Source organism: Streptomyces sp. NPDC034670, assembly GCF_055574875.1.
The window spans coordinates 1-17,461 of sequence record NZ_JBVITR010000023.1; the positions used below are offsets into that span (position 1 = coordinate 1).

General features: G+C 70.7%; 15 protein-coding genes, 1 tRNA gene and 1 pseudogene. 8 read left to right on the top strand and 9 right to left on the bottom strand.

Annotated features, from left to right (window positions below):
- Window positions 1-112 precede the first annotated feature (112 nt).
- Window positions 113-814 (bottom strand): DUF5324 family protein, encoded by a 702-nt coding sequence (locus ACZ56B_RS17190; protein ID WP_468790633.1) that lies wholly within the window; start codon window positions 812-814, stop codon window positions 113-115.
- Window positions 815-1,155: 341 nt separating this feature from the next.
- Here ACZ56B_RS17190 and ACZ56B_RS17195 point away from each other — a divergent pair, with 341 nt between their 5' ends.
- Complete coding sequence (locus tag ACZ56B_RS17195; RefSeq protein ID WP_468790635.1) at window positions 1,156-1,683, top strand: peptidylprolyl isomerase; 528 nt, start codon at window positions 1,156-1,158, stop codon at window positions 1,681-1,683.
- Between the two features lie 105 nt (window positions 1,684-1,788).
- Window positions 1,789-2,679 carry a rhomboid family intramembrane serine protease gene (locus tag ACZ56B_RS17200; protein ID WP_468790637.1) on the top strand — a complete coding sequence of 297 codons (891 nt, stop codon included), beginning with the start codon at window positions 1,789-1,791 and terminating at the stop codon, window positions 2,677-2,679.
- Between the two features lie 302 nt (window positions 2,680-2,981).
- Here the strand turns inward: ACZ56B_RS17200 and crgA are convergent, their stop codons facing one another.
- Window positions 2,982-3,236, bottom strand: coding sequence for a cell division protein CrgA (gene crgA / locus ACZ56B_RS17205; RefSeq protein ID WP_468790639.1), 255 nt, complete (start codon window positions 3,234-3,236; stop codon window positions 2,982-2,984).
- 141 nt (window positions 3,237-3,377) lie between these two features.
- Here crgA and ACZ56B_RS17210 point away from each other — a divergent pair, with 141 nt between their 5' ends.
- The 5 genes from ACZ56B_RS17210 to ACZ56B_RS17230 all read left to right on the top strand — a co-directional run bounded on the left by ACZ56B_RS17210 (window position 3,378) and on the right by ACZ56B_RS17230 (window position 7,131).
- Complete coding sequence (locus tag ACZ56B_RS17210; protein ID WP_468790641.1) at window positions 3,378-4,157, top strand: DUF881 domain-containing protein; 780 nt, start codon at window positions 3,378-3,380, stop codon at window positions 4,155-4,157.
- A 194-nt stretch (window positions 4,158-4,351) separates the two neighbouring features.
- On the top strand, window positions 4,352-4,513 hold the full coding sequence (locus ACZ56B_RS17215) for a hypothetical protein (protein WP_468790643.1): 162 nt from the start codon (window positions 4,352-4,354) through the stop codon (window positions 4,511-4,513).
- A complete protein-coding gene (locus ACZ56B_RS17220) occupies window positions 4,510-5,148 on the top strand; it encodes an aminodeoxychorismate/anthranilate synthase component II (protein WP_468790645.1) in 639 nt (212 codons plus the stop codon). Before ACZ56B_RS17215 ends, ACZ56B_RS17220 begins: the two co-directional genes overlap by 4 nt.
- Window positions 5,145-6,359, top strand: coding sequence for a class E sortase (locus ACZ56B_RS17225; protein ID WP_468790647.1), 1,215 nt, complete (start codon window positions 5,145-5,147; stop codon window positions 6,357-6,359). The genes ACZ56B_RS17220 and ACZ56B_RS17225 overlap by 4 nt, the downstream gene beginning before the upstream one ends.
- A gap of 13 nt (window positions 6,360-6,372) precedes the next feature.
- A complete protein-coding gene (locus ACZ56B_RS17230; protein ID WP_468790649.1) occupies window positions 6,373-7,131 on the top strand; it encodes a class E sortase in 759 nt (252 codons plus the stop codon).
- Between the two features lie 288 nt (window positions 7,132-7,419).
- Here the strand turns inward: ACZ56B_RS17230 and pknB are convergent, their stop codons facing one another.
- The 6 genes from pknB to ACZ56B_RS17260 all read right to left on the bottom strand — a co-directional run bounded on the left by pknB (window position 7,420) and on the right by ACZ56B_RS17260 (window position 15,565).
- Window positions 7,420-9,429 (bottom strand): Stk1 family PASTA domain-containing Ser/Thr kinase, encoded by a 2,010-nt coding sequence (gene pknB, locus ACZ56B_RS17235; protein WP_468790651.1) that lies wholly within the window; start codon window positions 9,427-9,429, stop codon window positions 7,420-7,422.
- Window positions 9,430-9,598: 169 nt separating this feature from the next.
- Window positions 9,599-11,071 (bottom strand): peptidoglycan D,D-transpeptidase FtsI family protein, encoded by a 1,473-nt coding sequence (locus ACZ56B_RS17240; RefSeq protein WP_468790653.1) that lies wholly within the window; start codon window positions 11,069-11,071, stop codon window positions 9,599-9,601.
- Window positions 11,068-12,501 (bottom strand): FtsW/RodA/SpoVE family cell cycle protein, encoded by a 1,434-nt coding sequence (locus ACZ56B_RS17245; RefSeq protein WP_468790655.1) that lies wholly within the window; start codon window positions 12,499-12,501, stop codon window positions 11,068-11,070. Before ACZ56B_RS17245 ends, ACZ56B_RS17240 begins: the two co-directional genes overlap by 4 nt.
- A gap of 27 nt (window positions 12,502-12,528) precedes the next feature.
- Window positions 12,529-14,070 carry a Stp1/IreP family PP2C-type Ser/Thr phosphatase gene (locus tag ACZ56B_RS17250; RefSeq protein WP_468790657.1) on the bottom strand — a complete coding sequence of 514 codons (1,542 nt, stop codon included), beginning with the start codon at window positions 14,068-14,070 and terminating at the stop codon, window positions 12,529-12,531.
- 132 nt (window positions 14,071-14,202) lie between these two features.
- Window positions 14,203-14,709, bottom strand: coding sequence for an FHA domain-containing protein FhaB/FipA (locus ACZ56B_RS17255; protein ID WP_468790659.1), 507 nt, complete (start codon window positions 14,707-14,709; stop codon window positions 14,203-14,205).
- 10 nt (window positions 14,710-14,719) lie between these two features.
- Window positions 14,720-15,565 (bottom strand): FhaA domain-containing protein, encoded by an 846-nt coding sequence (locus ACZ56B_RS17260; RefSeq protein WP_468790661.1) that lies wholly within the window; start codon window positions 15,563-15,565, stop codon window positions 14,720-14,722.
- Window positions 15,566-16,101: 536 nt separating this feature from the next.
- Here ACZ56B_RS17260 and ACZ56B_RS17265 point away from each other — a divergent pair.
- Window positions 16,102-16,185, top strand: a tRNA-Leu gene (locus tag ACZ56B_RS17265).
- Window positions 16,186-16,471: 286 nt separating this feature from the next.
- Here ACZ56B_RS17265 and ACZ56B_RS17270 read toward each other — a convergent pair.
- Window positions 16,472-17,352, bottom strand: a pseudogene (locus ACZ56B_RS17270) (NAD(P)H-binding protein).
- Window positions 17,353-17,461: the final 109 nt, after the last annotated feature.

Consider the following 17,461-nt stretch of genomic DNA (forward strand, 5'->3'; position numbering starts at 1 on the left):
CCCCCCCCCCCCCCCCCCCCCCCCCCCCCCCCCCCCCCCCCCCCCCCCCCCCCCCCCCCCCCCCCCCCCCCCCCCCCCCCCCCCCCCCCCCCGCTGCCGTCACAGCCGTGTGTCAGGGCCGGTCGTCGTTCCCGGGGGGTTCCTCCTCGGCCGCCTTCGCCTCGACCTCGGGGTCGAGCGTGGACTCGCCGCTGCCGTCCACCGACGTCAGCGTGGCCGACTCCGAGACGTCCGTGGCGTTCGGCGGTTCCACCAGCCAGTCCGGGTTGGCCTGCTTGTCCCACCACTTCCAGGCGGCGAAGACGCCTCCTGCGACGGCGCCCACGACCAGGAGCGTCTTCGCGGCCCGGCCGGCCCGGGCCCGCCGCTGCTGCTTGCGGGCCAGCTTCTGGATCTGCTGGGCCGTGACCTGGCTGCGCAGCGCGGCCAGGGCGGCGGCACTGCGGGCCGCGGCCTCCTCCTTGGCGGGCACGGCCACGGCCAGCGCCTGCTCGATCTTCGGCCGGGAGTACTCCGCCGTCTGCCGGGCGACCTTGCGGGTGCGGACGGCGGCCTCGTGGGCGGCATGGTCGAACTTCGGCGGCACGTGCGTCCGGGCCTGTTCCAGGTACGGCTGCACATAGGCGCCGTACTGGGCGCGGGCCTGCCCGGCGGCCTGCGTCACCTTGGGCGCCAGCCGTACGCGTGCCTCCTGTGCGTAGTGCGCGGCCCTGACCTTGGCCGAGTCGGCGTAGGGCGCCACCACGTCCGCGGCGTGCAGCACGCTCTCCTTCGCCGAACCGGTCGCGGCGCGCACGCTGTCGATGCGGGTCACGGGTTCCTCCTCCTCGGTGGCGTACGGTATTTCGACTTTCCACCCTTTTACGGATCATGCCTGCCGCGGCGCCGCGGGGCATGCGCGGACGGGCATCCGGGTGCCGTCGAGGCCGATCAGTGGTGGCACCGAGTGCGGTGGCGGACGGATCCGGTGCACCGGAAACCCGGTGCCGGCCCTGCCACGGGTGCGCCGCCGTGTGCCCCCGCCACGGGAGTACCCGGCCGGTTCGTCCGCAAGCGGAACAGCTGGGCCGCCCCTGGGCGGGCGGGCGACGGACGACTGCGCGCCCCGTCCGTGCGAGGATCGGGGAGTCACGGAAAGACAACGGAAGGCACATCGTGGCTGAGCAGCTCTACGCCACCCTGAAGACCAATCACGGCGACATCGAGGTTCGGCTCTTCCCGAACCAGGCGCCGATCACGGTCAAGAACTTCGTCGAGCTCGCCAAGGGCGAGCGGGAGTGGACCCACCCGCAGACCGGTGCGAAGTCCACGGACAAGCTCTACGACGGCACGGTCTTCCACCGGGTGATCAGCGGTTTCATGATCCAGGGCGGTGACCCGCTGGGCAACGGCACCGGCGGTCCCGGCTACCAGTTCGAGGACGAGTTCCACCCGGACCTGCGCTTCGACAAGCCCTACCTGCTGGCGATGGCCAACGCCGGCCCGGGCACCAACGGCTCGCAGTTCTTCATCACCGTCGCCCCGACGGCATGGCTGAACCGCAAGCACACCATCTTCGGCGAGGTGGCCGACGCCGCCAGCCAGAAGGTCGTGGACACCATCGCCTCCACGCAGACCAACCCGCGCACCGACCGTCCGCTGAACGACGTCGTGATCGAGTCGGTCGAGATCCGCGAGGGCTGAGCACCTCGTCCCCGAAGCGCGGGAGTCCGCGGAGGGGAACCAATCGCCCCGCCCATCCGTAAGGATGGGCGGGGCGGGGCTTTTCCACACGATCGAGGGGTGCCCATGGACGACCAGGCCGCCGGCAGTCCGCAGGACGCCCGGAGCGTCCCCGTCTGCTATCGCCACCCGGACCGCGAGACCGGCGTTCGCTGCACCCGCTGCGAGCGCCCGATCTGCCCCGAGTGCATGGTCGACGCCGCGGTCGGCTTCCAGTGCCCGGAGTGCGTCCGCACCGGCTCGGGCACGGGACACGCGCCCACGGCCTCCCTGCCCCGCACGATCGCCGGCGGCACCGTCGCCGCCGACCCCCGGCTGGTCACGAAGGTCCTTCTCGGGATCAATCTCGCGGTGTTCCTCGCCGTGCAGGTCAGGCCCTCGCTCCTGCGTGACCTGTACCTCGTCGGAGTCTGGCCGCCGGCGCCGTTCCTGCCCGCCGAGGGGGTGGCCGACGGTGAGTGGTACCGCTTGTTCACCTCGATGTTCACGCACGAGGAGATCTGGCACGTCGCCTTCAACATGCTCGGCCTGTGGTGGCTCGGCGGACCGCTCGAGCAGGCCCTCGGCCGTGCGCGCTACCTCGCGCTCTACCTGGTCTCCGGGCTGGCGGGCGGTGCGCTGACGTATCTGCTGTCCTCCGGGACCACGGCCACGCTCGGTGCCTCCGGGGCCGTCTTCGGCCTCTTCGGCGCGATGGCCGTACTGATGCGCCGCCTCGACTACGACATGCGTCCGATCGTCGCCCTGCTGGTGATCAACCTGATCTTCACCTTCGCCCCGGGCTTCAACATCGCCTGGCAGGCTCACATCGGGGGGCTCGTCGCCGGCGTCGTGATCGGTTACGCCATGGTCCACGCCCCGCGCCGGCGGAGGGCGCTGGTCCAGTACGGCACCTGTGCACTGGTACTGGTCGTGGTCGTGGTGCTGGTCCTGTCGAGGACGGCGCAGCTCACCTGAGCGTCAAAGTTGTCCACAGTGGGTGCTGAATCTTGTGCACAGTGTGCGGAGGCCGTGGTGTGCATCGCGGCCGACCTTGATTTGTGCAGGTCAGGCGGTTGGCGAACAAACTTTCGGTTGCCGGTGGTCTTGTCGTACCGGCGTCAGCCTCTGATGAGTTATCCACAGATCGGGGTTTGATTTCCCCATGTGGAAAACCCTGTGGATAACTTAGTGGACAGCCCTGTCCAGAGCCTGTGGACGGCTCTGTCCAGGGCTTGTGGACAGCACCGGGCGGAGCCGTGCTCACCGCACGGCGTGCCCTACTTCCACTGCGTCGAGACGCCGAACCCGGCGGCGATGAAGCCGAAGCCCACCACGATGTTCCAGTTGCCCAGGGTGTCGAGGGGCAGCGAGCCGTCGGTGACGTAGAAGACGACGATCCAGGCCAGCCCGATGAGGAACAGGGCCAGCATCACCGGCGCGACCCAGGCGCGGTTGGTCAGCTTGAGAGCGGTCGTCTGCTTCGCCGGCGGCGGCGTGTAGTCGGCCTTCTTGCGGATACGTGACTTCGGCACGAGGGTCTCTCCTGTCGATGCGCTGCGTGGCCGCGCAGGGAACTGGGTCGGCCTCGGAGCAGCGTACAAGGGGACTCTGAGCGCTCCCCCGGGCGTCCGTTAGCGTAGTGCTTCCGCGGCGCCGAAGGAGATAAGGGTACGTTGAGCAATTCTGCCGACTTCCCCGGGACGGAATCCAGCCCTGTCCGCCGACACCGTTTCCGGCCCGTGCGCGTCCTCACCGCGGGGGTCTTCGCGCTCGCGGGGCTCATCTTCTTCACCAGTTTCCACACGGCCAGGGGCACCGACATCCGCACGGACGCCTCGCTGCTGAGGCTGTCCGACCTGATCCACGAGCGCAGCCGCGAGAACGGCGAGCTGGAGGAGTCCAACAGCGCGCTGCGCGAGGAGGTGGAGGCCCTCGCCGAGCGCGACGACGGCAGCACCCGGGCGGAGGACGACAGGCTCGCCGACCTGGAGAAGCGCGCGGGCACACGGGAACTCGAGGGCGAGGCGATCACGGTCACGCTCAACGACGCCCCGCCGGACGCCACCGCGAGGCTCCCCGGCTACCCCGAACCGCAGCCCGACTACCTGGTCATCCACCAGCAGGACCTCCAGGCCGTGGTGAACGCGATGTGGCAGGGCGGGGCCGAGGGCATCAAGGTCATGGACCAGCGGCTGATCTCCACCAGCGCGGTGCGCTGCGTGGGCAACACCCTGATCCTCCAGGGCCGCGTCTACTCGCCGCCGTACAAGATCACGGCGGTCGGCGATCCGGAGAAGCTGAGGAAGGCGCTCACGGCCTCCCCGGCGATCCAGAACTACATGGTGTACGTCAATGTCTACGGGCTCGGCTGGAAGGTCGAGGACAACGGGAGGGTGACGCTGCCCGGCTACTCGGGCACGGTGGACCTGCACCACGCGGAGCCCGTCGGGTAGCGGCGGGGGAGCCGCGGGAGACCGCGGCCGCGGGAATCGAGGCGATCGCCCCCGCGCCGCGTACTCCCGGGTGCACGCACCCGGCCCGTCCGGTCCGTACACAGCCTGTGGACACCGGGGAACCGGAGGCGCCGCGCCGCTAGTCTGGTGGCCACGGCGTGGGTCTGGTGCCGTGGCGCGACGGAAGGGACGGCATGTACAGCTGGATCTGGCGGCATCTGCCGGGGAACGGATGGGTGAAGGCGCTCATCTCACTCGTGCTGGTCACCGCCGTGGTCTACCTCCTCTTCCAGTACGTCTTCCCGTGGGCCGAGCCGCTGCTGCCCTTCAACGATGTGACGGTGGACAACCAGTGAGCGCGCGCATTCTCGTCGTGGACAACTACGACAGCTTCGTCTTCAACCTGGTCCAGTACCTGTACCAGCTGGGTGCCGCATGCGAGGTGCTGCGCAACGACGAGGTGTCGACGGCGCACGCCCGGGAGGGCTTCGACGGTGTGCTGCTGTCCCCCGGACCCGGCACGCCCGAGGAGGCCGGTGTCTGCGTGGACATGGTGCGGCACTGCGCGTCGACCGGGGTGCCGGTCTTCGGGGTCTGTCTCGGCATGCAGTCGATGCAGGTGGCGTACGGCGGGGTGGTGGACCGCGCGCCCGAGCCGCTGCACGGCAAGACCTCGCCGGTCGAGCACACGGGCCGGGGCGTCTTCGCCGGTCTGCCCTCCCCCTTCACGGCGACCCGCTACCACTCGCTGGCCGCCGAACCGGCCACCGTGCCCGCGGAGCTGGAGGTCACGGCCAGGACGCCGGACGGCATCGTGATGGGCCTGAGGCACCGTGAGCTCCCGGTGGAGGGCGTGCAGTTCCATCCGGAGTCGGTGCTGACCGAGCACGGGCACCGGATGCTGGCCAACTGGCTGACGGAGTGCGGTGACGAGGACGCGGTGGCGAGATCGGCGGGGCTCGCCCCGGTGGTGGGCAGGGCCACGGCGTGACCGCGCTGCGCCCCGAGCGCGAGTCCGGCGCCGGATACGGGGAGTCCTTCACGGACCACCCGGGACACGGCGTCGGCGGCGAGCACGGGACCCCGTACGGGCAGCAGCCGTACGGGGCGCCCGGCACGTTCGGGGACGGCTGGTACGACGGCGTCCCGCAGGACCCCTACGGCGTCGGCGCCCCGCAGGACCACCACGGCACCGGCGCTCCGCCGGACCTCCACGACGGTGCCGCCGACGGCACCGCTCACCTGCCGCCCGTCGACGAGGAGACGGTGGCGCTGCGGATCCCCGGTCCGCCCGGCCCCCCCGGGGCACCGGAGCGCTCGGCCCGCGAGACCCGCGAGGAGCCCACGGCGGCTCCGGGGGGCCGGGCGGCCCGCAGGAAGGCCGCGAAGCGGCGTCAGGGGCGGCGTGGAGGCTCCCGCAGGACCGAGGGGGCTTCGGGGGGCACCGCGAGGGCGGCGAGGGCCCCTGAGGGGCCCTCGGACGCGCCGCTGTCGCGGACGGAGGCGCGCCGGCGGGCCCGGGCCCGCCGGGCGAGCCCCGCGGTCGTCGCGAGCCGCGCGATAGGCGAGGTGTTCATCACCACCGGCGTGCTGATGCTGCTGTTCGTCACCTACCAGCTGTGGTGGACGAACGTGCGGGCACAGGCACAGGCCGGCAAGGAGGTCAGCGACCTCCAGAGCGACTGGGCGAACGGCAAGCGCAATCCGGGGGCCTTCCAGCCGGGGCAGGGGTTCGCGCTGCTGCACATCCCGAAGCTGGACGTGGTGGTACCGATCGCCGAGGGCATCGACAGCAAGAAGGTGCTCGACCGGGGCATGGTGGGCCACTACGCGGAGGGCGCGCTGAAGACGGCGATGCCGGACGCGAAGACCGGCAACTTCGGGCTGGCGGGCCACCGGAACACGCACGGTGAGCCGTTCCGGTACATCAACCGGCTGGAGCCGGGCGATCCGATCGTCGTGGAGACGCAGGACACGTACTTCGTCTACAAGATGGCGTCGATCCTGCCGGTGACCTCACCGAGCAACATCAGCGTCCTCGAGCCGGTCCCGAAGGGATCGGGCTTCGAGGAACCCGGCCGCTACATCACGCTGACCACCTGCACGCCGGAGTTCACCAGCAAGTACCGCATGATCGTCTGGGGCAAGATGGACGAGGAACGGCCGCGCAGCAAGGGCAAGCCGGATGCGCTCGTCAGGTAAGGGCAGAGGAAACGTGGCAGCGACCGCCGACGACACCGGACAGCACACCGACGGGCCCGCGCCACCGCCGCCCGCGGCACGCCGCCGCACGAGCCCGGTGGCGGCCGTGGTCAGCGTCTTCGGGGAACTCCTCATCACCGCGGGGCTGGTGCTGGGCCTGTTCGTCGCCTACTCGCTGTGGTGGACGAACGTCGTCGCCGACCGCGCGGCGGGCGAGCAGGCGGACAAGGTCCGTGACTCCTGGAACCGGGAGTCCGACGGCGGCGGGGGGCCGGTCTCCTTCGACAGCAAGGACGGCATCGGCTTCCTCCACGTGCCCACCATGGCCGGGGACGAGATCCTCGTCGAGAAGGGCACGTCGATGGAGGTCCTCAACGACGGCGTCGCCGGCTACTACACCGACCCCGTCAAGGCGACCCTGCCGACCTCCGGCAAGAAGGGCAACTTCTCGCTCGCGGCCCACCGGGACGGCCACGGGGCCAAGTTCCACGGCATCCACAAGATCGAGAAGGGCGACCCGATCGTCTTCGAGACGAAGGACACGTGGTACGTCTACAAGGTCTACGGCATCCTCCCCGAGACCTCGAAGTACAACGTCGACGTCCTCGCCCCGGTCCCGGAGGAGTCCGGGAAGAAGGAGGCCGGCCACTACATCACGCTGACCACCTGCACGCCGGTGTTCACCAGCAAGTACCGCTACATCGTCTGGGGCGAACTGGTCCGCACGGAGAAGGTGGACGACGAGCGGACGCCGCCCGCGGAACTGCGCTGACCGCCTCCTGGCCGGGCGGCCGGCCCCGGCCAGGGGAGGGGCCCGGAGCCGCGACGCCCACGGGGACGCAGGCCCGGTCGCGGCTCCGGGCCCTTCTTCCGCCGGACGGGCACACGACGCGCGGGCCCGGCACCCGGCGTCCCACGGCGGCGCGCGAAGGCCTGGGCGCGAGCGGGGACGGGTGGTCCGGGACGGCCCCCGTGAATGATCCGGGACGGCCCCACGAAGGAGCCCCGGCACCCTCTGGAGAGAGGGTGCCGGGGCTCCTGGCGTACCGGGTCCGGGCGGTCAGCCGTCCCCGCGGCCGCCCGGCAGGCCGCCGAAGAAGCCGCCGCCGTTGTTGCCGCCGTTGTCGCCGCCGCCCGGGCCCACGGTGACCAGGTTGACCACGGTCCCCCGGTCGACCGGGTTGCCCTGGCCCGGGTCGGCGACGATGACGCGGGAGTTCTCGTCCTGGGAACCGTCGACGCTGCCGACGGCGAGCCCGGCCTCCTCGATCAGCCTGCGGGCCTCCTTGAGGGGCTGGCCGATGACGTTCGGGACCGTGACCTGCTGGTTCTCCTTGGCCTTGCCGACGACGATCTGGACCTGGGAGCCCTTGTCGGCCGGGGAGTTGGCGCTCGGCGTGGTCGAGATGACCTTGCCGACCTGGTTCGGGTCGTCGGTCTCCTGCTCGGTGCAGTTGCCCACCAGGTTGTTGGCCGACATCTGGGCCCTGGCCTCGTCACAGGACTTGCCGATGACGTCCGGGACGGTGGACCTGGCCTCCGCCTTGGCGATCACCAGGGTGATCGTGGAACCCTTCTCCACCTCCTTGCCGGAGGGCGGGTTCTGGTCGAGGACGCTGTTCGGCTCCTCCGAGGACTCCCGGGTCTCCGTCTCGACCTTGAGCTGGTAGTCGTCGCCCTCCAGCTTGGCCCTGGCGTCGTCCAGGCCGAGGCCGATCACACTCGGCACCGCCACCTTCGGGGCCCCGGTGGACACCACCAGGTTGACGGTGTCCCCCTTCTTGACCTCGGTCCCCGCGGTCGGGTTCTGGGAGCAGATCCTGCCCTTGCTCTGGTCCTCGCAGGGCTTCTCCTCGAAGGAGAGCTGCAGCTCCCCGTTCTCGGCGACCTGCTGGGCGTCCGCCTTCGTCTCGCCCACGAAGTTCGGGACCGCGACGGCGTCGTTGCTCACGCCGTCGCCGCTGAAGGCCCAGCGGCCGATCAGGATCGCGCCGATCAGGACCAGGACACCCGCCAGGACCAGCAATATCGTCGAGGTGTTCTTCTTCGGGCTCTGGCGGCGCCGGTCGGGGCGGTCGTCGTAGCCGTAACCGCCGTCGTCCGGGTTCATGGGCGGCAGCATCGAGGTGGCCGCGCCGGCACCGGGGTCCGAGCGCAGGGCCGTCGTCGCCTGGTCGCCGCCGTAGCCGCCGTAGCCCGCGGCGCCCATCGCCGCGGTGGCCGCGACCGGCTGGCCGTCGAGACAGGCCTCGATGTCGGCGCGCATCTCGTCGGCCGACTGGTACCGGTAGTCGGGGTCCTTGACCAGCGCTTTCAACACGATCGCGTCCATCTCGGGCGTGATCTCGGGGTCGAAGACGCTCGGCGCCTGCGGTTCCTCGCGCACGTGCTGGTAGGCGACCGCGACCGGCGAGTCGCCCACGAAGGGCGGGCGGACGGTCAGCAGCTCGTACAGCAGGCAGCCGGTGGAGTACAGGTCGGAGCGCGCGTCGACCTGCTCGCCCTTGGCCTGCTCCGGCGAGAGGTACTGGGCGGTGCCGATGACGGCGGCGGTCTGCGTCATCGTCATGCCGGCGTCACCCATCGCGCGGGCGATGCCGAAGTCCATCACCTTGACCTGGCCGTTGCGCGTCAGCATGACGTTGGCCGGCTTGATGTCGCGGTGGACGATGCCGGCCCTGTGCGAGTACTCCAGGGCCTGGAGGATGCCGATGGTCATCTCCATGGACCGCTCCGGCAGCAGCTTGCGGCCGCTGTGCAGGAGCTCACGGAGCGTGGAGCCGTCGACGTACTCCATGACGATGTACGGGATGGAGACCCCGTCGATGTAGTCCTCGCCCGTGTCGTAGACCGCGACGATCGCGGGATGGTTGAGCGAGGCGGCCGACTGGGCCTCCCGGCGGAACCGGGCCTGGAAGGACGGGTCGCGCGCCAGGTCGGCGCGCAGCGTCTTCACCGCCACGGTGCGGCCGAGACGGGTGTCATGCGCGAGGTAGACCTCCGCCATGCCACCGCGGCCGAGCACCTGGCCCAGTTCGTACCGGCCGCCGAGGCGACGCGGCTCTTCCATAGCTACCTACCAGCCCTCTCCGTCGGTCCCGGGCGACACACGCGTGCCGCCGGAGGCTGCAGTCCGGGCCTACGGTACCCGGCTCTTTTTGTGCGACCTGGTCAAGTGCGTCAGCCGATACAGGACCGGTACCGCAACGTGCACCGATGTGAAGCAGACGTGACCGGGCTCACTGCTTGCCCTTGATGACCGCCTCCATCACGTTCTTGGCGATCGGTGCCGCGAGGCCGCCACCGGAGATGTCACCCCGCACGGCGTTCTCGTCCTCGATGACGACCGCGACGGCCACCGGCGAGCTGCCGTCGGCGTTCTTGGCGTAGGAGATGAACCAGGCGTAGGGGTTCTCCTTGTTGTCCACGCCGTGCTGGGCGGTACCGGTCTTGCCGCCCACGGTGACGCCGGAGATGCGCGCCTTGCTTCCCGTGCCCTCCTCGACGACCGTCTCCATCATCGACTGGAGGATCTGGGCGTTCTTCGCCGACATCGGCCGGCTCATCTCCTCCGGGTCCGTCTTCTCGATGGGGTTGAAGCTCGGGTCCTGGAGCGTGTCGACCATGTACGGCTTCATCAGCGTGCCGTCGTTGGCGATGGCCGCGGTGACCATGGCCATCTGCAGCGGGGTCGCGGCGGTGTTGAACTGGCCGATGGAGGAGAGCGCGACCTGCGAGGGCTCCATGTCGTCGGAGAAGACCGAGGCGCTGGAGCGGACCGGGGTGAACTGCTCCTCGGTGAAGCCGAACTTCTTGGCCATCTCCAGCATCTTGTCGTTGCCGAGGTCGGAACCGATCTTGCCGAAGACGGTGTTGCAGGACACGCGCAGCGCCTCGCGCAGGCTGGCGTTCTCGCAGGGGAGGTCGCCGTCGTTCTTCAGCGGGGTCCTGGTGCCCGGCATGATCCACGGCAGGGGCGTCTCCGTCTTCTGGTCCGCTTCCGTGTAGAGCCCGTTCTCCAGCGCGGCGGCCGCGGTGAGGACCTTGAAGGTGGAGCCGGGGGGGTAGACCTCGCGCAGGGCCCGGTTGAGCATCGGGTCGTCGGGGTTGTTCTCCTTCTGGAGACTCTTCCACGCCTTGGCGTCCGAGGCGTCGTCACCGGCGATGGTGGACGGGTCGTAGGAGGGGAAGGAGGCCAGCGCCAGGATCTTGCCGGTGGACGGCTCGATGGCGACGACGGAGCCCTTGCCGCCCTGCTTCTTCAGACCGTCGTAGGCGGCCTTCTGCGCGGCGGCGTTGAGCGTGGTGACGACGTTGCCGCCTTCCTTGTTCTTGCCCGTCAGCATGTCGAGCGTGTTGCGGAAGAAGAGACGGTCGTCGTTGCCGGTGAGGATCCCGTCCTCGATGGACTCCAGCTGGTTGGCGCCGAAGGCCTGCGAGACGAAGCCGGTGACCGGCGCCCACATGGCGCCGTCCTTGTAGGTGCGCTTGTACTTGAAGTCGCCGTCGGTGGTCGTGTGCCCGGTGATGGGCTCGCCGCCGACGATGATGTCGCCGCGCGGTGAGGCGTACCGCTCGATGGCGACGCGGCGGTTGTGCTCGTCGGTCCTCAGCTCGTCGGCCTTGACGTACTGGAGCCAGTTGTCCCGGATCAGCAGGGTGAGCATGAGCAGGCCACAGAAGATCGCGATCCGGCGCAGGGGCTTGTTCACGGGCGGACCACCTGGGTCATCTCGGCGTCGGGATTGGCGGGAGCGGGCGCCGGGCGTCGGGCGGTGTCGCTGATTCTGAGCAGGATGCCGATCAGCGCCCAGTTGGCGATGACGGAGGACCCTCCGTACGCCAGGAAGGGCATCGTCATACCGGTCAGCGGGATCAGGCCCATGACGCCGCCGGCGACGACGAAGACCTGGAGCGCGAAGGCGCCGGACAGGCCGATGGCGAGCAGCTTGCCGAACGGGTCGCGGGCGGCGAGGGCGGTGCGCACGCCACGTTCCACGATCAGCGCGTAGAGCAGGAGCAGCGCCATGACGCCGGCCAGGCCGAGCTCCTCGCCGAAGGTGGCGAGGATGAAGTCGGAGTTGGCGGCGAAGCGGATGAGGTCGGAGTGGCCCTGGCCCCAGCCGGTGCCCAGGGTGCCGCCGGAGCCGAAGGCCCACAGGGCCTGCATGGCCTGCTCGGAGTGGCCGGCGATGCCCTCGCGGGAGAGCGTGTACTCCCTCATCGGGTCGAGCCAGGCGTCGACACGCTGCTGGATGTGCGGTTCGAAGGAGGCCACGCCGACGGCGCCGACCGCGGACATCAGCAGGCCGAAGACGATCCAGCTGGTCCGCTCGGTGGCGACGTACAGCATGATCACGAACATGCCGAAGAACAGCAGCGAGGTGCCGAGGTCGGTCTCGAAGACCAGGATGAGGATCGAGATCGCCCAGACGACGAGGATCGGGCCGAGGTCGCGGCCGCGCGGCAGGTACAGGCCCATGAAGCGGCGGCTGGCCAGCGCGAGCGCGTCACGCTTCACCATCAGGTAGCCGGCGAAGAAGACCGCGAGGACGATCTTGGCGAACTCGCCGGGCTGGATGGAGAAGCTGCCGACCTTGATCCAGATCTTGGCGCCGTAGATGTTCTGGCCGAGACCGGGCACCAGCGGCAGCAGCAGCAGGAACAGCGCGCCGACCATGGAGATGTAGGTGTAGCGCTGCAGGACGCGGTGGTCCTTGAGGAAGAACAGCACGGCGACGAACAGGGCGATGCCCATCGCGGTGTACATCAGCTGCCGGGGCGCGGCCGTGCCCGCCTGGTGGATCGACTGCAGCAGCTCGGACTGGTCGAGCCGCCAGATGGCGACGAGGCCGAGGCCGTTGAGCAGGGTGGCCAGCGGCAGCAGCAGCGGATCCGCGTACGGGGCGAACTTCCGCACCACGAGGTGCCCGACCCCCGCCAGCAGGCCGAGCCCCAGCCCGTAGGCGAGCAGCCCGGAGGGGACGGAGCCGTCGATGGCCAGACCGACGTTGGCGTAGGCGAAGACCGGGATGACCACGGCGAAGACCAGCAGCGCGAGTTCGGTGTTGCGGCGGCTGGGCGCGCCGATCGCACCGATCGTGGACGTGTGCTGCGGCGACGGGTTGGTTGTACTGCTCATCGTGTGACAGGGCCTCTCACGGCTTGCCTACTGCTTACCGCACAGCGAGACGACCTTCTGCTCTTCCTCCGAGAGGCTGGGGCCGGGGTTGGGGGTGGGTGCGGTGGTGGACGGGGACGTGGACTGCTGCGGGGCCTGCGTCGAGCCCGAGGGGTCCGGCGTCGGCGAGGCCTTGGACGTGAAGGAGGCGGGTGTGGTTCCCGTGGTGCCTCCTGCCTCGCCCTCGCCGGTCTTGGCGTTGCTCTCGCTCTCGGCGGTGCGCCGCTCGGCCTGCTTCCTGCACGCGGAGGCCTGGACGGACAGTTCCTCGATCTTCGCGCGGGCGCCCTGGAGGTCGCCCTCGGCGATGGTCGCCTCGACCAGCTTGCGCTGGTAGGGGGGCAGGTACTTGAGTTCGATCTCGGGGTGGTCCTTGACCACCTTCGACAACGACACCCAGGCCAGGTCCTGGCTGATGCCCCGGTACAGCGCGACGTGCTCGCCCTTGGTGCCGACGTAGTACTGCGTCTGCGTCCAGCGCCAGCCGCCGTACAGGCCGCCGCCGACGACGGCGAGGGCGAGCAGGCTGTAGACGGACCTCTTGAGCCACTTGCGGCCCTTGCGGGGTTTGACGAAGTCGTCGTCGCCGTAGTCGAAGCCGTCGGTGGGGATGAACCCGGTGACGTCACCGCTGCCGGGCGGCCCGAACTCGCCGCCGCCCCCCTCCCGGCGCCGGCGGCCGAGGCCGGCGGCGCGTCCGGCCGGGGTCTGCATGATGCCGTTGTCGTGCTGCTGGTTCTGGTTCTCGGCGACGGCGCCCACCACGACCGGGGTGTCGGACAGCTGCCCGGCGAGGGTGTCCCCGGTGTCGAGGTCCAGGACGTCGGCGACGATCACGGTGATGTTGTCGGGGCCGCCGCCGCGCAGCGCGAGCTCGATCAGGGTCTGCACGGTCTCCTGGGGACCCTGGTAGCTGGCCAGGGCCTCCTCCAGGGTCTGGTGGGAGACCACACCGGACAGGCCGTCGGAGCAGATCAGGTACCGGTCGCCGGCCCGGACCTCGCGGATGGACAGGTCGGGCTCGACGTGTTCGCCGCTGCCGAGGGCCCGCATGAGCAGGGACCGCTGGGGGTGGGTGGTCGCCTCCTCCTCGGTGATCCGGCCCTCGTCGACCAGGCGCTGCACCCAGGTGTGGTCCTGGGTGATCTGGGTGAGGACGCCGTCGCGCAGGAGGTAGGCGCGGGAGTCGCCGACGTGCACCATGCCGAGGCGCTGGCCGGTCCACAGCAGGGCGGTCAGGGTGGTGCCCATGCCCTCGAGCTGGGGGTCCTCCTCGACCATCATGCGCAGCTGGTCGTTGGCCCGCTGCACGGCCGAGCCGAGCGAGGTGAGCAGGTCGGAGCCGGGGACGTCGTCGTCGAGCGCGACGATGGTGGAGATCGCCTCGGAGGAGGCGACCTCCCCGGCCGCGGCGCCGCCCATGCCGTCGGCGATGGCGAGCAGGCGCGGACCGGCGTAACCGGAGTCCTCGTTGCCCTCCCGGATCATCCCCTTGTGCGATCCGGCGGCGAAGCGCAGGGACAGACTCATGCGCACCTCGCCTGTCGGCTCCGGGTACAGCCGGTCGTGTCGAGCCACACTGCCCACCCTCCGGTCGGGAGCGCGCCGGGACCCCGAGGGGGCGCCCCCACTGCGTGCTCGCTCCGCTCGCTCATTGTCGTACTACTTCCGCAGCTCGATGACGGTCTTGCCGATGCGGATCGGCGCACCCAGCGAAATTGGCGTGGGGGTCGTCAGCCGGGTCCGGTCCAGGTAGGTGCCGTTCGTGGAGCCCAGGTCCTCGACGATCCACTGGCCGTCGTGGTCCGGGTAGATCCTGGCATGGCGGCTGGAGGCGTAGTCGTCGTCCAGCACGATGGTGCTGTCGTGAGCCCGGCCCAGGGTGATGGTCTGGCCCTGGAGCGCGACGGTGGTGCCGGTGAGGGTGCCCTCGGTCACGACCAGCTTGGTGGGGGTGTTCCGGCCGCGGCGGCCGCCGGACTGCTGGCGCTGCGGCGGAGGCGCCTGCCGGGCGGCCTGCTGCGGCCGGCCGGCGTCCCGCCGTGCTCCGCGCTGGGTGATGCGGGTGCCGAACAGGTCACTCCGGATGACCTGCATGGCCATGATCACGAACAGCCACAGAACGGCCAGGAAACCCAGCCGCATGACCGTGAGGGTCAGCTCTGACATTGCCCCCGCTTCACCCTTCGGCTTGCCTATAGATAACGGTGGTGCTGCCCACGACGATCCGCGAGCCGTCGCGGAGCGTAGCGCGGGTGGTGTGCTGCCCGTCCACCACGATGCCGTTGGTGGATCCGAGATCCTGGATCGTCGAGGGCGTTCCGGTCCGGATCTCGCAGTGCCGGCGGGAGACGCCGGGGTCGTCGATCCGCACGTCGGCGTCGGTGCTGCGGCCCAGCACCAGCGTGGCGCGGGAGATCTGGTGGCGGGTGCCGTTGATCTCGATCCAGTGGCGCGTGCGCCCGCCGGGTGCGGCGGGGGGGCGCTGGACGCCCGCGGCCGGCGGATAGCCGTAGCCGCCGGGCCGGGCACCGGGGGGCGGCGCGGCCGGCATGGGCGGGGCACCCGCGGGGGCGGCCGGCGGGTAGCCGTAGCCGCCGGGGCGGCCGGCCGGCGGGGCGGCGCCGGGGCCCGCGGGCGCCTGGCTGGCGGAGGAGGCGAGGGTGCGGCTGCGCACCCGGTACAGACCGGTGTCGAGGTCCTCGGCCTTCTCCAGGTGCACCTTGATGGGGCCCATGAAGGTGTAGCGCTGCTGCTTGGCGTAGTCGCGCACCATGCCGGCGAGCTCGTCGCCGAGCTGGCCGGAGTACGGACTGAGCCGTTCGAAGTCCGGGGTGCTCAGCTCGACGATGAAGTCGTTGGGGACGACGGTGCGGTCGCGGTTCCAGATGGTGGCGTTGTTGTCGCACTCCCGCTGGAGCGCTCCCGCGATCTCCACGGGCTGCACCTCGGACTTGAACACCTTGGCGAAGGTGCCGTTGACCAGACCTTCGAGACGCTGCTCGAATTTCTTCAGGACTCCCATGGGGCACCTCCTCCGTCGCTGCCGTCCTGTGTACTGCGCCGCGCACCGTGTCGTGCACTGTTTACCTGGTACTGCTTACTGATCGTATCCACGCGCGGGTCGATCGACTGGTTCCCCCTGTCCGCCCGGCCGACGGGTGTCGACGCCTGACGAAGTTCCCTCCGGGGCCCTTCTTCGAACTCCTCCGGCCGTGCTGGTGCACGTGGTTCTGCCATGGATCGTAGAGGGGGCCACAGACCAGTGTCCCGCACCCGGCTGCGGACTCCGACCGGCTCCCGGGAAGACGGGGGCCACCGGTGCGGGGTTGAGTCGGCGCGTGAGGGGGCCCGCCGTCGAGGGGACGGCGCCCGACCGGGAACGGGGGAGGCCGGCCTCCGGGCGGAAGCGCTGATCAGGGCGGGTGGGAGCGGGAAAGGGGCAGGTGGGCGCGGGGGGCGGGGGAAAGGGATGTGAACCCACCCCGGACGGCGTGCTAATGTTCTGGGTGTCGGAAGGCGCCGGGCCCCACGGGGACGCGGCCCGAGGACACACCCAATGCGCGGGTGGCGGAATAGGCAGACGCGCTGGATTCAGGTTCCAGTGCCCGCAAGGGCGTGGGGGTTCAACTCCCCCCTCGCGCACAGAGAAACCGAGTGAACGGGTCTCTGCAGGTGACGGAAGTCACGGCAGGGGCCCGTTCCTCGTGTACCGGCATTCGTGGGGCGTCGCGCGGTCCGGGGAGGGCCGCCGGTCCACCATGTGAGCTATTTCATGGGGCGTCTGCCGCGGTGCGGCGTGCCGGGGGAGCGCCCCACGGCGGGGACGCCACGGGGCGGACGCGGGTCGCCGGTCCGCGGAGTCCGGACGTGCCGGCCGCGTGCATGCCGGCGGACACGCGGCCGGCGCGGTCCGTGACGCGGGCCCAGGTCACTTGAAGGCCGCGATGTTGCGCGCCGCCCACGCGCCGAAGGGGCGCGCCGGGCGGCCGACCAGCCGCTCGACGGCCGGGCTCACCCGCTGCTCGCGCGGCTGCGGCCTGCCCAGGACGTCGAGCGTGCCCTCCACGACGGGCTCGGGCATGAACTGCAGCATGCCCTCCACGACGGGCTCGGGCATGAACTGCAGTATGTCCTCCCGCGCCTGCTCACGGGTCAGTTCGACGAAGTCGACGGGTTCGCCCAGGACCCGGGTGATCTCCTCGGCCTGCCGGCGCGGCGTGATGGCCTCCGGCCCGGTCAGTTCGTGGACGCCGCCGGAGTGTCCGCCGTCGCGCAGGAGGACGTCCGCCGCCGCGGCGATGTCGGCGGGGTCGACGAGGGGGAGGGCGACGTCGGCGAAGGGCGCCGCGATCGTGCGCCGGGTGCGCACGGACTTTGCCCACGCGAAGGCGTTGGAGGCGAAGCCGCCCGGGCGCAGGACGTCCCACTCGAGGCCGGACTGCCGGACGGCCTCCTCGAACCGGCGCAGGCGGCCGTACGAGACGGCGTCGGGACGGGTTCCGACGAGCTGCGAGGACACCAGGACGACGCGCTTCACGCCGCTGGACCTCACCACGCTCAGGAGCGTCTCCGGGCTTTCATCGAGGCGTTGAGCCGCCCCCCGAGGAGGACGAGCAGCGCCTCGGCGCCCTCGAGCGAGGGACGCAGGCTCTCGGCGTCGCCCAGGTCGGCCCGCTGGTGGGTGACGCCCTCGGGGAGCGCGGAACCGGGCTTGTCGCGGGAGACGGCCGTCACCCGTTCGCCGGCCTCCGCGAGCAGCGAGACGAGCGGACGGCCGATGTTCCCCGTGGCTCCCGTGACTACGGTCATGATCTCCCCCAGGGCGGTGTGGGTGTCGTGGTGACCGAGGCCCGGTGATCGAGACGGCCGCACGCGACACGTCACCGTCACGGCTCGTCGCCGTCACGGCTCGTCACTC

Bases quoted from the DNA above. Each gene is read 5' to 3' on its own strand.
- ACZ56B_RS17200 (WP_468790637.1), top strand. From the start codon at position 1,789: ATGGACGACCAGGCCGCCGGCAGTCCGCAGGACGCCCGGAGCGTCCCC.
- ACZ56B_RS17215 (WP_468790643.1), top strand. From the start codon at position 4,352: ATGTACAGCTGGATCTGGCGGCATCTGCCGGGGAACGGATGGGTGAAG.
- pknB (WP_468790651.1), bottom strand. From the start codon at position 9,429: ATGGAAGAGCCGCGTCGCCTCGGCGGCCGGTACGAACTGGGCCAGGTG.
- ACZ56B_RS17245 (WP_468790655.1), bottom strand. From the start codon at position 12,501: ATGAGCAGTACAACCAACCCGTCGCCGCAGCACACGTCCACGATCGGT.
- ACZ56B_RS17250 (WP_468790657.1), bottom strand. From the start codon at position 14,070: ATGAGTCTGTCCCTGCGCTTCGCCGCCGGATCGCACAAGGGGATGATC.
- ACZ56B_RS17255 (WP_468790659.1), bottom strand. From the start codon at position 14,709: ATGTCAGAGCTGACCCTCACGGTCATGCGGCTGGGTTTCCTGGCCGTT.
- ACZ56B_RS17260 (WP_468790661.1), bottom strand. From the start codon at position 15,565: ATGGGAGTCCTGAAGAAATTCGAGCAGCGTCTCGAAGGTCTGGTCAAC.